This is a genomic window from Burkholderia sp. Bp9004 (assembly GCF_003858025.1).
GTDB classification, from domain to species: domain Bacteria; phylum Pseudomonadota; class Gammaproteobacteria; order Burkholderiales; family Burkholderiaceae; genus Burkholderia; species Burkholderia diffusa.
Genome location: NZ_QTQD01000013.1, coordinates 136856 through 150589, shown reverse-complemented (window position 1 = coordinate 150589; position 13734 = coordinate 136856). Strand labels below are relative to the sequence as shown.

The 13734-nt window shown below is 65.9% G+C and carries 9 protein-coding genes; all 9 read right to left on the bottom strand.

The window, feature by feature from the left end; genetic code table 11:
• Positions 1 to 281 precede the first annotated feature (281 nt).
• Positions 282 to 1775: a HAMP domain-containing sensor histidine kinase gene (locus DIE08_RS16760; RefSeq protein ID WP_124902576.1), complete on the bottom strand. Its 1494-nt coding sequence runs from the start codon at positions 1773 to 1775 to the stop codon at positions 282 to 284.
• Positions 1775 to 2494: a response regulator transcription factor gene (locus tag DIE08_RS16755; protein WP_124902575.1), complete on the bottom strand. Its 720-nt coding sequence runs from the start codon at positions 2492 to 2494 to the stop codon at positions 1775 to 1777. The genes DIE08_RS16760 and DIE08_RS16755 overlap by 1 nt, the downstream gene beginning before the upstream one ends.
• Before the next feature lie 291 nt (positions 2495 to 2785).
• A complete protein-coding gene (locus DIE08_RS16750) occupies positions 2786 to 3331 on the bottom strand; it encodes a hypothetical protein (protein ID WP_185715871.1) in 546 nt (181 codons plus the stop codon).
• Between the two features lie 138 nt (positions 3332 to 3469).
• Positions 3470 to 4519: a patatin-like phospholipase family protein gene (locus DIE08_RS16745; RefSeq protein WP_124902573.1), complete on the bottom strand. Its 1050-nt coding sequence runs from the start codon at positions 4517 to 4519 to the stop codon at positions 3470 to 3472.
• Between the two features lie 92 nt (positions 4520 to 4611).
• Positions 4612 to 8064 carry an adenylate/guanylate cyclase domain-containing protein gene (locus DIE08_RS16740; protein WP_124902572.1) on the bottom strand — a complete coding sequence of 1151 codons (3453 nt, stop codon included), beginning with the start codon at positions 8062 to 8064 and terminating at the stop codon, positions 4612 to 4614.
• A 181-nt stretch (positions 8065 to 8245) separates the two neighbouring features.
• Positions 8246 to 9787 carry a UxaA family hydrolase gene (locus DIE08_RS16735; RefSeq protein WP_124902571.1) on the bottom strand — a complete coding sequence of 514 codons (1542 nt, stop codon included), beginning with the start codon at positions 9785 to 9787 and terminating at the stop codon, positions 8246 to 8248.
• 69 nt (positions 9788 to 9856) lie between these two features.
• Positions 9857 to 11194: an MFS transporter gene (locus tag DIE08_RS16730; RefSeq protein WP_124902570.1), complete on the bottom strand. Its 1338-nt coding sequence runs from the start codon at positions 11192 to 11194 to the stop codon at positions 9857 to 9859.
• A 40-nt stretch (positions 11195 to 11234) separates the two neighbouring features.
• Positions 11235 to 12542 carry an enolase C-terminal domain-like protein gene (locus DIE08_RS16725; RefSeq protein ID WP_124902569.1) on the bottom strand — a complete coding sequence of 436 codons (1308 nt, stop codon included), beginning with the start codon at positions 12540 to 12542 and terminating at the stop codon, positions 11235 to 11237.
• A gap of 64 nt (positions 12543 to 12606) precedes the next feature.
• Positions 12607 to 13719 (bottom strand): mannitol dehydrogenase family protein, encoded by a 1113-nt coding sequence (locus DIE08_RS16720; RefSeq protein WP_124902568.1) that lies wholly within the window; start codon positions 13717 to 13719, stop codon positions 12607 to 12609.
• Positions 13720 to 13734: the final 15 nt, after the last annotated feature.

Genomic DNA, 13734 nt, shown 5'->3' with positions numbered 1-13734 from the left:
CGAGCGGGCGCGGCCCCGAACAACAAGTGAACCTGCCGTATCCATCACATCGGCATCCGTCGGCCATCGTTCGCGCAAATCTCGCGTTCGGCCGGTCGCAAGTCGCGTGGTTCAAACGCGTCTGCACGATCGGCCAGACCGGCCCGGGCATCGATACGTAGCGCCTCCTGCCACGCCGCACGCGGCGCCAACTGCGTTGGACGGCCGATGGGCCAGCGTCGGCCGTCCGGCATTCCACGCATGCAGATCGGCGGAAATCGCGACGACGGCGCCGGTCGGTTTCAGCGCGCCTCTCCGGCCGCCGGCTGCGCGACCGCCAGCGCGAACTCGAACACCGCGCCACGCCCCTCCCGGTCGACGAGCCGGATCCCGCTGCCGTTGAGCGCGAGCATCCGGTGCACGATCAGCAGCCCGAGCCCGCCGCTCGTCGCCGCACCGCCGCTCATCGGCCGTTGCGGCCGCTGGAACAGCCCTTCGCGCCGCGCCGGCGGAATCCCTTCGCCGGTATCCGACACGGTCACCACCACGCGGTCTTCCTGCGGCGTCAGCGCCACTTCGACTTCGCCATGCTGCGGCGTGTGCCGCAATGCGTTGTCGAGCAGGTTGGTCAGCACGCGCTCGATCATCCCGAGATCGGCCGACACGACCGGCACGCGCGGCGGGATGCGCGCATGCAGCGTGACGCCGCGCGACTGCGCGGCGAGTTCGAACTTCTCGAATACGTCCTGCACGAGATCGACGAGCGAAAACGGCTCGCGCTCGGCCTGCACGCCGCCCGATTCGAGCCGCGCGAGCTCGAACAGCGCCTGCGCGAGGCGGCCGACCTTCGTGCTCTGCGCGAGCGCGATCGACAGGTAGCGGCGGCGCTCGGACTCCGCGAGCGCGTCGGACTTCAGCGACAGCGTTTCGAGATAACCGTGCAGCGACGTCAGCGGCGTGCGCAGGTCGTGCGAGATGTTCGTGATCAGTTCGCGCCGCTGCTGGTCCTGACGCGTCAGCGCGCGCCACTGGTCGCCGATCCGGTCGGCCATCTGCGCGAACGCGGATTCGAGCACCGCGATGTCGTCGCCGCGCCGCCCGGGCGGCGAACGTGGCACCGGCGGCTGCGTGTCGGGCGCGGCGTTCGCGTCGAAGCGGCGCATCGCATCGGTCAGCCGGCGCAGCGGGCTCGTGATGAAACTGAAGGCGGTCAGGCCCGCGAGCAGGCCGAGCAGCGCGACAACCGCCATCGACCACAGCGTCGTGCGCAGCACGTTGCCGGCGTCGACGCGCGCGGCCAGCCGGTCGTGCGCTTCGCCGAGCAGCACCACGTAGATGTAGCCGGACGGCGGCTGTCCCGCACGCTGCAGCGGCGCGGCGCTGAACACCTTGCGCGCGTCGGGGCTGCGCGGATCGTCGCCGAGGATCGGCAGCGGATCGCCCGCGATGAAGCGCTGCACCGGCGCCAGATCGACGCGGTCGCGCTTCACGTGGCCGGGCGGCGCGTCGTCGCCCTGGATGTGCCCCGCGTTGTCGAGCAGGTACACCTCGACGCTCGGATTCACGCCCATCAGCTGGCCGAACAACGAGCGCACGGCGTCCGGGCGCAGCCCGTTCGCGTCCATCAGCGGCGTGCTACTCGCGATATGCGCGGCGAGATCGCGCGACAGGCCCTGCACGACTTCCTTCTCGCGCATGTCGTTCGCGCGGATCTGCAGCCATGCCGACGCCCCCGAGCACGCGAGCAGCAGGACCGAGAACACGAGCGACAGCCGCTGGGTGAGGGTCAGCTTCATCACGTGTCCCGCTGATCCGGCGCGGCGAGCTTGTAGCCGCGTCCCCACACGGTGAGGATGCGCACGGGTTCGGCCGGATCGGCCTCGATCTTCGCGCGCAACCGGTTGATGTGGGTGTTCACCGTGTGTTCATAGCCTTCGTGCTGGTAGCCCCACACGGCATTGAGCAGGTCCATCCGCGAGAACACCTTGCCCGGATGCCGCGCGAAGAAATACAGCAGGTCGAACTCGCGCGGCGTGAGGTCGATGCGCGCGCCATTGACGGCAGCTTCGCGCGCGATCGGGTCGACCGACAGCCCGGCCACGTCGAGCGTGCCCGCGTCGATCCGCGAATCGCGCGCGAGCGCGTCGACGCGCCGCAGCAACGCCTTGACCCGCGCGACGAGTTCGAGCACCGAGAACGGCTTCGCGAGGTAGTCGTCGGCGCCGAGTTCGAGGCCGAGGATTCGGTGCACCTCACTCGAGCGTGCGCTCGTGATGATGATCGGCGTGTAGCGCGCCATCGCGCGCGCGCGTCGGCAGATTTCCAGGCCGTCGACGCCGGGCAGCATCAGGTCGAGGATCAGTGCGTCCCAGTTGCCCTGTTCGAGCAGGCGCAGCCCTTCCGTGCCGTCCGCGCTGTGAACCACTTCGTAGCGCTCGTCGCGCAGGTGCAGGCTCAGCACGTCGGCGATGTCGGCATCGTCCTCGACGATCAGGATGCGTTTGGGGTGGTCCATGGCGGTCGGCGGCGGCACGTCGTAGTGGTTCCGGAAGTCGAAAGACGGTTCTGGTCTGCCCAGGGCCGAAAGACCGGCCAGCGAGGGCGAATCGCGGCAGCAACGCCGCGCTGCCGCCATTGTGCAAAATTTTGCAGCGGGAAGGGGTCACATTTCGTTTAAGTTTGGGTAGCGAGCGTGCGCAGAGGCAACACCGGCGCGACGTTTCATTCCGGCCCCCAAAATTTCAGACGGCAATCGCCCGGGCCCGAGCACCGCTTCGATCGATCATCACGCCGGCGCAGCCGTTCGTCATGCCGATTCAGAAACCGGCAAGCCGAGCCGCCAACTCAAATTCCTGCGCGCCTGCATCTCGCAACGCGTGTAGAAGAAGTCCGTCAGATAGATGCGCGGACGCACGAGCAGCGCGCGCAGAATGGTTCGCTCATGAAGGTCGTAGGCCCGGTCGTCAAGATCGGGACGCTCCGCCCGCAGACGCCGGCCGTCTTCGCGAAACCGGCTGCGGGAAGCGCCGAGCACGGCCAGGTCGATGTCGCAGACGAAACGGGCATCCAGTCCTGCGGCAATACCCGAGTGGGTCGTCGCGAGAATCATCGCGCAAATGTGGTCGCAGGCGCGGATTCGCTCGTCCGCCCGACGCCGGAACCAGTCCGCGCTGTTCTGCTCGTTGTCCTTCGCGCCGGGCACGAAGATCACGTCATGGAACCAGAGCGCGAGTTCGACGGCGTCCGGTTCGGGAATCGACTCGCGTGCCAGGTCGAACTGGCGCAAGCATCGCCGCACGTGGACGAGCGTGTGGTAATGGCGCGCCGGCTCCGCATAGCATCGCGCCAGCATCCGATAGACACCCTCGGCATCTGTCCCGCCGCTGCACGACCACAACGCGACGAATCGCTCCTGCATCCGGCTCACGTTCGCTCCTTGGCCCGGGGCGTCTGCGCATGATCGCCCCATGCCGACATTACCGCGATGCGTTCAGAGAAACTCCCTGCGGATGTCGATACTCGACCGCTGCCCGATGTTTCCGTAGTGATGCGCAAGCCATGCGTCGGCTTCGCGCCGACCGTGGTCATGCAGTTCGCTGAGAAATGCCCAATCCGCGTTGTACTTGCTCGATACGCTCAACGCGCACATGGCGTCGTCGGCGCGAATCGAATGGATCAGCATTTCCTTCATCTCGCCGCGATCGATCGTGCCCTGCTGGATCAGGTCGGTGACGAACGCGATCGCCCGCATCTCGCGCATCAGCGACGAATTGAAACTGATCTCGCTGATGCGATTGAGGATTTCCGCCGCCGTGATCGGCACGCCGCGTCGCACGAGCGGATTGATGTGCACGATCACGACGTCGCGCGTCGCGCAATTGTAGATGAGCGGATAGATGGCCGGATTGCCCATGTAGCCGCCGTCCCAGAAATATTCGCCATCGATCGAGACCGCCTGGAACAGTGTCGGCACGCATGCCGAGGCCAGCACCGCGTCCGCACTGACGTCCTCGCCCGTGAAGATGCGTATCTTCCCCGTCTCGACGTTGGTGGCGCACAGGTACAACCGGATCGGACAGTGCTTGCGCAGTGCGTCGAAATCGACGTGGCTTTCGAGCACTTCGCGCAGCGGATTCAGGTTGTTCGGATTGAACTGATACGGCGAAAAGACGCGCAGCATCATGTCGGCAAACGCATAGAGCGGCGAATGATCGAGCCCGAAGCTGTGCGTACCCTTCAGCCACGGCACCCAGCGCAGCGGGTTGTAGTGCTCCGCCGATCGCGCGACCGCCTGCCAGAAGTCGTGCAGTGCCTGACGCGCGCCGTCTTCGCCGCCTTGTTGCAGCCCGTACGCGAACACGGTGGCGTTCATCGCGCCGGCACTGGTTGCACTGACACCCTCTATTTCGAGCCTGCCGTCTTCGAGCAGCCGGTCAAGCACGCCCCAGGTGAAGGCGCCGTGCATCCCGCCCCCCTGCAAGGCCAGCGCGATCTGTTTGCGCGGCAGATCGTTGCGGCGTCGTGTGTGCGTAATCGTCATGTCCGTCTCCCCAGTTCTTCGCTATACGGAACAACGGCCGGTCATGGACGGTACGTCGTCACGCGATACGTCGTCGTGCGTCGCAGGCCCATTCATTCTGCGCGCCCGTCCAAGGCATCCAGCAGCGCTTTCGCCTCTCGCAGATCGCACGTGTCGAATCCTTCCGTGAACCAGGCGTACACCTCGGACAGCGCCTGCCTTGCCTCGACAATCTTCCCCTGTCGTTGCAGTAGCCGAGCGAGGTCCGATGCTGCTCGCAATTCCAGCGCTCTGGCACCCTGCCGGCGCGCGCGCGCGATCGCCCGATGAAAACAGTCGACCGCTTCGTCATCGCGTGTGGCGGCAGCCCCCGCCTTGCTCGCCGCGCTGGCCAGATAGATTCCCGTGAGCCGGTACAGCTCGGCCTCGTAGCAATGCTCGCCGGAGTGCTCGACGATCGTCGTCGCCTCTTCCAGCATGTTCAGGGCGGCCCGCTCGTCACCCGCGCGCCAGTAACTGTCGGCGAGCAACGCAAGACCATAAGGCCGCTGATCTTCGCCGCCCGCTGCCCGCTGCGCGTCGAGGCCCAGCCGCATCTGCGCGATGCCGCCCTGGATGTCTCCTTGCACGCTCATCGCCCAGCCTCGCAGAAGCGTCCCCCACGCGAGCCAGTACGGCAATCCGTGCTCGGTCGATACGGCAATGACCGCTTCCGCGCGCTCGGCGGCAAGCATCGGCTCCCGCCTCAGTTGATGCAAGTGCGCCGTGTAGGTCAGACTGAACGCCAGAGACGGCCCATAAGAAAGATGCCGTGCGAGCGCAAGTGCCTCAACGCTGCGCTTGAGCGCCTGGTCGGGATACCCCTGAATCCACAAGGTCAGCACCAGGAAACTGAGCGCCCGGATACCGGGATCCACTCCGTGTGCGAAGACGTGCGCCTGATGCTGCTCCGGATCGTAGATCGCAAGGGCCTGTTCCAGGTGTGTGCGAGCCGTGCCGAAATCGCCCTGCAGGAAAAAGCACGAGCCCAATGCACTGTGCGCCTCGACGAGGAGACCCGGATCATTCGCATTCCTTGCGGTTACGAGCATCTGCTTGCCGAGATCGGTCGCGAGAGCGTACTCGCCGCGCACCAGGTGGTACATCCGCAATCCCAACTGCGTCGCAAAGCGCTGCGATGCCTCGCCCGTGCGCTCGCACAATTCGAGCGCGCGCGTATAAGTCGTGCCAACCTCAGTCGCGCCATACCCGCGCACGTCCATCAGGACGGGCCCGAGGGAAAGCAGCACCGTCAGTTCCCAATGCGCACGCATGGGCGTGTCCGGTAAGCCCTTCAGCAACGCAAGCGCCGCCCCAAGGTGATTCATCGCATCGTGATGGGCGGCATGGCGCAGCGCCTGCTGTGCCGCGCGATGCAGATATTCGACTGCCTTGGGAATGTTTCCGCTCTGACCGTAGTGGTGCGCAAGTTCGCTGCAGTAATCGGCGATGCGTGTCGGGAACAGCATCTCGATCGCCTGCGCGGTGCGCTCGTGCAGCGTGGTGCGCCGCTCCGTAAGCAACGAGCGTCCGGCCACTTCCTGGGTCAGCGCGTGCTTGAACGAGTAATTGACTTCGGGAAAGGCCGGGCGCTCGAAGATGAACTCCGCTTCTTCCAGGTGGGCGAGCAGACGACGCAGTTCGTCGTCGCGCGCCGGCGCCTCACCGCAAATTTGCCGGATCAGACTGAACGGGAATTCGTGGCCAATCACCGCGAGCGCCTGCAGCAGCTCCTTTTCCTCGATGGGAAGCCGGTCGATACGCGCGGCCAGCACGCCCTGCACGGTGGTGGGAATGTGCAGCGTCGTCGGGGTCTCGACGATGTGATAACGCCCGGCATCGCCGAGCAGCGATTGCTCTTCCACGAGCGTCTGGACCACTTCCTCCATGAAGAACGGGTTGCCCTCCGTCTTCTCCAGAATGAGCTGCTTGAGCGGCACGAGCGTGCGATCCTCGCCGAGCAGCACCGCGAGCAGTCCTTGCGCATCGGACGGGCCAAGCGGTTCGAGCCGGATCCTGCTGCAATGATCCGCGCCGGCCCATGCGGGCTGATATTCGGGCCGGTAGTTCACGAGAAGCAGGATGCGTGCGTCGGGCACGTGGTCGACCAGGTAGGTGAGAAACGCTTCCGTTTCGCGGTCGAGCCATTGCAGATCCTCGAACAGCAAATGGACCGGCTGATTCCAGCTCTCTCGCACGAGAAGCTGCCTGATCGCGTCGAAGGTGCGGTCGCGCCGGATCTGCGGATCCATGTCGACGAGTACCGACCCGCCGTCGCCGATTCCAAGCAGATAGAGGACGTAGGGCACGAGGTCCTCGAAACTGCGCTCGAGCGCGAGCGCCTTGCCGATGACCTTCTCCCGGCAGCGCCGCTCGTCGTCCTGCGTCGTGATCTGGAAATAGTTCTTCAGGAGTTCGATGAGCGGTAAATTGGGAAACGCCTTGCCGTGCGAGACCGAGAACGTCTCCAGCACCAGCGCGCCACGTCGCGAGCGCTCCTTGAACTCGTGGAACAGACGAGACTTCCCGACGCCTGCCTCCCCCACGACGCCGACGATGCGCCCGTGCCCCGACCTCATGGCCTCCAGCGCACGGTTCAGATGCTCCATTTCCGTCTCACGACCGACGAACCGCGCGAGACCGCGATGGGCTGCCAGTTGCAGGCGCGTGCGCAATGCGCCCAGGCCAAGCACCTCGTATACGCACAGCGGCGCGGGAATGCCCTTGAGTTGTGTCGCGCCCAGCGCCTTGAACTCGAAATAGCCTTCAGCGAGCTTATGGGTGGACTCGCTGACGAGAATCGACGTGGGCGTGGCGATGCCCTCGATCCGCGACGCGATGTGGATCGTATGCCCGAGCGGATCGTATTCGGTGTGCAGGTCGACGGTGCGGATGGAACGGACGACGACTTCGCCCGTATGAACGCCGACGCGAATCTGCAGAGGAATGCCTTCCTGCAGACGAATGCGGTCGCCATGCTGCCGCATCGCCTGCTGCATGCGCAATGCGGCGAACAGCGCGCGCTGCGCATGGTCTTCGTGGGCGATCGGTGCGCCGAACAACGCGAGGATGCCGTCGCCGAGCGATTTCGCGACGTATCCCTCGTAGTAGTGGACCGCTTCCATCATCAGCTCGACCACGGGGACGATCAGGCGATGCGCCACTTCGGGATCGAGATCGTGAATCAGCGCGGTCGACCCGGCCATGTCGGCGAACAGCGCGGTAACGGTCTTGCGCTCGCCGGCGGGCTCGCCGCGCGCTTCCATGGCCGCGTGTTCGGCACGGATGCGCTCGGCAAGATGATCTGGTGTGTAATGAATCGGGGTGGGTGGCGGTTCGCGGCCCGACGGTCGGGAAAACGACGGCGCGGCGGGCGGTGTCAGCGACGTTCCGCAATGGCTGCAGAAGCGGGCCGCCGGCGCCGCCTCATGCCCGCATTGCGGACACGTGCGGGACAGCACGGCCTGGCATTCCTGGCAGAACCTCGCACCGGGAGGATTCTCGGACCCGCATATTGTGCAGCGCATAAAACCCTCTTCCAGCCAAGGGTCGACCTTAAAACATTATGCGCCACTCCCTGCCGGGAATCAGGGCCGCGAGCGTGATCGTATGTGCCGACAGGGTGAGGGTCAGCACGCGTTCGGCCGTCAGTTCTCGCAGCGCGCGCGACACCGTCATCCGGGCCACACCGCAACGAGCAAAACGCGATCAGGTGATCACGCCAACCTGCCAGGGCACGAATTCGTTCTGGCCGTAACCGTGCAGCTCGCTTTTCGAGCGATTGCCGGACGCGCAGTCGAGCATGTGCTGGAAGATCGCGGCGCCGAGCTGGTCGACACTCGACGTACCGTCGATCACCCCGCCGCAATCGATATCGATGTCGTCTTCCTGACGCACCCACAGCGCGGTATTCGTTGCAAGTTTCAACGACGGCGCCGGCGCACAGCCGTAAGCCGAACCCCGCCCCGTCGTGAAGCAAATCAGGTTCGCGCCCGACGCGACTTGCCCCGTCGCCGACATCGGGTCGTAGCCGGGCGAATCCATGAAAACGAGGCCACGCGCATCGATACGCTGCGCATATTCGTATACGTCGACGAGATTCGTGGTTCCGGCCTTCGCGATCGCGCCGAGCGATTTCTCGAGGATCGTCGTGAGCCCGCCCGCCTTGTTGCCGGCCGACGGATTGTTGTCCAGCGCGGCGCCGTGACGTGCGCAATAGGCTTCCCACCACGCGATGCGCGCGAGCAGCTTTTCGCCGACGTCGCGGCTGACGGCACGCCGGGTGAGCAGATGCTCGGCGCCGTAGATTTCGGGCGTCTCGGAAAGGATCGCCGTGCCGCCCTGCCGTACCAGCCGGTCGACGGCCGCCCCCAGCGCGGGATTCGCCGAGATGCCCGAGTAGCCGTCCGAGCCGCCGCACTGCAGCCCCACCACGAGATGCGCCGCCGGCATCGCGACCCGCACCGCACGGTTCGCGTCCGCGAGCATGTCCGTGACCATCGCGATGCCGCGCTCGATCGTCCTGCGCGTGCCGCCGCTCTCCTGGATCGTGAAGTGGTGCAGGCGCGCGGCATCCGCATGCCCGCCTTCGCGCAGCACGTCGCCGATCTGGTTGGTCTCGCAACCGAGACCGATGAACAGCACCGAGTGGAAATTCGGATGCGCGGCGTAGCCCGCCAGCGTGCGCCGAAGGATCGCGATTCCGTCTCCCCGCGAATCGATCCCGCAGCCGAGCCCGTGCGTGAGCGCGATCACGCCGTCGATGTCCGGATAGTCGGCCAGCGCCCGCGGGTTCACCTCTCGCCGAAAATGATCGGCGATCGCACGCGCCACCGTGGCGGAGCAATTGACGCTAGTCAGTATGCCGATGTAGTTGCGCGTCGCGATCCGTCCGTCGTCACGACGAATACCCAGGAAGGTCGCCGGTGTGTCGTCGAGACGCGTCGGACTCGCGGCAGCGCCGAACGCGTGCTCGCGCGCAAACTCGGCCATGCCGAGATTGTGCACGTGCACATGCTGACCGCGCGCGATCGTCTCGCGCGCGACGCCGATGATCTGGTTGTAGCGCCTGACCGGCTCGCCCTTCGCGATGTCGCGCACGGCCACCTTGTGGCCCGGCGGAATCAGGCCGGACACGGCGAGCGCCTCGGACGCGATCAGGTCGCCGGACACGAGCTGGCGCGTCGCGATCACGACATCGTCGTTCGGATGGAGTCGGATCGCAACCGGCCCGGTAGGGAAAAAAGACATGACGGTAATCCTGGATTCAAGATGGGTGGTTCCGCGCCGGCAGGCCGCCTTGCGGCGCCGGCGAACGCTTCAGCGATGCGAACCGGCCTGCACGCCGCCCGTCCCGCTTTCCGCGCCCGCGTGCCCCATGCCGCGCAGCGAGCGCAGCAGCAGCACGCTGACGAAGCACAACGCCGCAACCACCACGAAGCCCGTGCGCGAATCGTGCGACGCCGCGTCCGCGAACGCCTTGATCTGCGGCGACACGAAGCCGCCGAGATTGCCGATCGACACGATGAACGCAATGCCGCTCGCCGCGCCCGTCCCGCCGAGATAACGTGTCGGCAGGCACCAGAACACCGGCTGGCACGCAACCAGCCCGGGGATCGCGATGCAGAAGGCGAGCAGCGCCAGCACCGGCGTGTTGATCACGGATATCGATGCGAATGCGAGAATCCCGACCGTCAGCATGCCGGTCGCGACCTGCAGATGGTTGTCGTGGCGATCCGCGAATCGCGTCGCGACGATCATCGCCGCAATCGTGCACAGCCACGGAATCATCAGCAGCAACCCGATCTTTCCATCGATCTGGGTGCCCATCGTCGCGGCGAATTTCGACGGCAGGTAGAACGCGAGCGGCGCATTGCCGATCTGGATACAGAAGTACGCGGCAATGAAGGTCAGCACGCGACGGTCCTTCAGCACGCCGAATACGGCCGCGGACAGGTGCCGCGATTTCGCGCGCTCTTCCGCGTCGAGCGTGTCGCACAATGCGCGCTTCTCGTCGTCGGTCAGCCAGCGCGCGTCTTTCGGCCGGCTCGTCAGGTAGAAGAACGCGATCACGCCAACCACGGTCGCCATCAGCCCCTCGACCAGATACATCCATTGCCAGTTCCGCAGACCGAACATGTCATGCATCTGCAGCAGGAAGCCCGACAGCGGATTGCCGATCAGCATCGCGACGGGCACGCCGAAGTAGAACAGTCCGAGCGCGCGGGCGCGCCCCTTCGCAGGAAACCAGTAGGTCAGGTACAGGATGATGCCGGGAAAGAACCCGGCCTCCGCCGCGCCGAGCAGGAAGCGGATCGTATAGAACTGCGTCGGCGTATGCGCGAACATCATCGACGCCGAGACGAAGCCCCACGTCACCATGATCCGGCTCATCCACACGCGCGCGCCGATGCGATTCATGATGAGATTGCTCGGCACCTCGAACAATGCATAACCGATGAAGAAAATGCCGGCGCCGAATGCGAATGCCGCATCGCTCAAGCCCGTGTCGGCCTGATAGGCGAGCTTCGCGAAGCCGACGTTCGCGCGATCGATGAAGGCGAGCGCGTACATCAGCGTGAGGAACGGCAAGAGCCGGACGGCGGCCTTCCTGACCGCCCTGGCAAGGTGCTGCGATTGCTGCGAATCGTGGTTCATCGTTGTCTCCGATATGGTTCTTGTCGTGATGCCCGTTCGACTACGCTCGCCATTCGGGCCCGTCCGGGTACGCGAATGCATCGAGCGAAGCCGGCTTCATCGTGACGCCGTAACCAGGCGCCTCCTGAGGCATGTAGCGCCCGCGGCGAATCACGATCGGCGCCTCGAAATGCTCGTGAAGATGGTCGACGTATTCGAGCACACGCCGCTCCAGCGAGCCCGACACCGCGATATAGTCGAACATCACGATGTTCTGCGAGTACTGGCACAGGCCAACGCCGCCGCCGTGCGGGCACACCGGCACGCCGAACTTCGCCGCCATCAGCACGACGGCGAGCACTTCGTTGAGCCCGCCGAGCCGCGCGGGATCGAGCTGGCAGAAATCGAGCGCGCCGGCCTGGAAGAACTGCTTGAACATCACGCGGTTGTGCGCATGCTCGCCGGTCGCGACACCGATCGGCCCGATCCGCTGCCGGATCGCCGCATGACCAAGAATGTCGTCCGGGCTGGTGGGCTCCTCGATCCACCACGGATCGAACCGCGCGAGCACCCGCATGTTCGCGATCGCCTCGTCGACGCCCCAGTTCTGGTTCGCATCCATCATCAGCTTGCGCTCCCAACCGAGTTCTTCGCGCAGGATGCGCGCACGCCGCACGTCCTGCTCGAGATCCGCGCCGACCTTCTGCTTCAGGTGGGTCCATCCGTCGGCCACGGCGGCGCGTGCGAGCGCACGCATCTTCTCCTCCGAATAACCGAGCCAGCCGGCAGCGGTCGTGTAGCCGGGAAAGCCGTGCTCGCGCATCTCCCGCTCGCGCTGCACCTTGCCGGGTGCGGCCCGGCGCAGCAACGCGACGGCCTCGTCGCGCGTCAGCACGTCGTCGATGTACGTGAAGTCGATGCAGTTCACGAGTTGTTCGGGCGGCATGTCGACCAGGAATTTCCAGACCGGCTTGCGCGCCGTTTTCGCCCAGAGATCCCAGATCGCGTTGATCAGCGCGGCCGTCGCGAGATGCACCACGCCCTTCTCCGGGCCGACCCAGCGCAACTGGCAGTCGCCCGCGACCATTTCGTGCCAGTACGCGCCGAAATCGGCCGTGATCTCGTCGAGCGACCGGCCGATCACGAACAGCTTCGCGAGCGCGTGCGCCGCGTCGACACACAGGTCGTTGCCGCGGCCGATCGTAAACGTGAGCCCGTGCCCGCTAAGGCCGTCACCGGCATCGGTGACGAGCGTCACGTAGGTTGCCGAATAGTCGGAGTTGCCGTTCATTGCATCCGAGCCGTCCATGCTCCTGGACGTTGGAAAGCGAATGTCACGTACCAGCACATCGATAATGCGTGTCGTCATCGTTGCGTGTCTCCATTCCATTTCATTTGATTTCACTTCGCTGGATGCCGGCCCGGACGCCCGCTCACCCGAGCGCCGCGATCAGGTACGGCTGCGCGACCGATAGCTTCAGCATGCGCGCCATCTCGACCACCGGGCGCAAGCGCCGTGTCTTCTTCATGTCGTGATTGCCCGCGATATCGGCCAGCCGATGCGCGAGGAACGGGTTCAGGAAGCGTTCGCGCACGTCATCGAGGTAGGCCAGCGCCGCGTCGCGCTCGCCGAGCGCATCGAACACCGGCATCACCTCTTCGCTCCATACCGCCTCGAGCGGTGCGCGGTACGCGGGATCGCCCATCGCCGCGCCCACCGTCATGTCAGGCGAGCCGCCGCGCGTGCGCCATTGTTCGGCGAGTACCGTATGCCCGAGATTGAGCAGCAGTAGCTTCAGGCGCTCGTAGCGTTCGAGATCGTCGGTCACGACGATGTCAGGGTGCTCGCACGGCAGCGTCATCCCCGCCGTGCGCCGCACCGCCCACAACGCATACGGTTCGGCGATCGCGCCGACCGGGTGAATCGGCTCCGACACGATCCGGTCGACGAGCGAGTTGACCCACACGCAGCCGTCGATCAGGTAATCGACGAAAGCCGCGTCCGCGCGCCAGCCCCGCGCGACGGCAACCACCAGGTCGCGCAGCGTGTCGCCGTTGCGCGCGACGAGCTCGCACGGCAGCAGCGTGACGGGTGCCCCGCCCGCGCGGAAACGCTCGTGCAGCAGCACCGCGAGCTTCGCCGCGAAACCGCGCGGCGCGCGGTGGCCGGCAAGCAGATCGGCCCCGTCGTCGTCGAACGGTGCATAGCCGCTGTCGCCGGTGTTGGACACGATGGCCCGGACCTCGCATGCGACGCGCTCGCGCAACCGCGCCCAGTCGTCCGCCGCATGCAACGCTTCCGTGATCGCCGTGCAGTCGACCTCGCGATCGATCGTCTCGCCGTGCCGCCGGCCGCGAATCCGCACCGGGTAGCGCCCGGTCGCGCGCAACGCATCGATGCGGGCACGGCTTTCCGCGCTCGACGTCGTCTGCACCACGGTGATCGCACCGAGTGCGCGGCTGGCTGCCAGCGCTTCCGACACGAACAGGTCGACGTGCGCCTGGAGGAAGCGGCTGGTGCCGAACTGCAGGATCGGGTTGCCCATCGGTTCGCGCTCCGC

Bases quoted from the DNA above. Each gene is read 5' to 3' on its own strand.
- DIE08_RS16720 (WP_124902568.1), bottom strand. From the start codon at position 13,719: ATGGGCAACCCGATCCTGCAGTTCGGCACCAGCCGCTTCCTCCAGGCG.
- DIE08_RS16745 (WP_124902573.1), bottom strand. From the start codon at position 4,519: ATGACGATTACGCACACACGACGCCGCAACGATCTGCCGCGCAAACAG.
- DIE08_RS16750 (WP_185715871.1), bottom strand. From the start codon at position 3,331: ATGCTGGCGCGATGCTATGCGGAGCCGGCGCGCCATTACCACACGCTC.
- DIE08_RS16735 (WP_124902571.1), bottom strand. From the start codon at position 9,787: ATGTCTTTTTTCCCTACCGGGCCGGTTGCGATCCGACTCCATCCGAAC.
- DIE08_RS16740 (WP_124902572.1), bottom strand. From the start codon at position 8,064: ATGCGCTGCACAATATGCGGGTCCGAGAATCCTCCCGGTGCGAGGTTC.
- DIE08_RS16760 (WP_124902576.1), bottom strand. From the start codon at position 1,775: ATGAAGCTGACCCTCACCCAGCGGCTGTCGCTCGTGTTCTCGGTCCTG.
- DIE08_RS16755 (WP_124902575.1), bottom strand. From the start codon at position 2,494: ATGGACCACCCCAAACGCATCCTGATCGTCGAGGACGATGCCGACATC.
- DIE08_RS16725 (WP_124902569.1), bottom strand. From the start codon at position 12,542: ATGACGACACGCATTATCGATGTGCTGGTACGTGACATTCGCTTTCCA.
- DIE08_RS16730 (WP_124902570.1), bottom strand. From the start codon at position 11,194: ATGAACCACGATTCGCAGCAATCGCAGCACCTTGCCAGGGCGGTCAGG.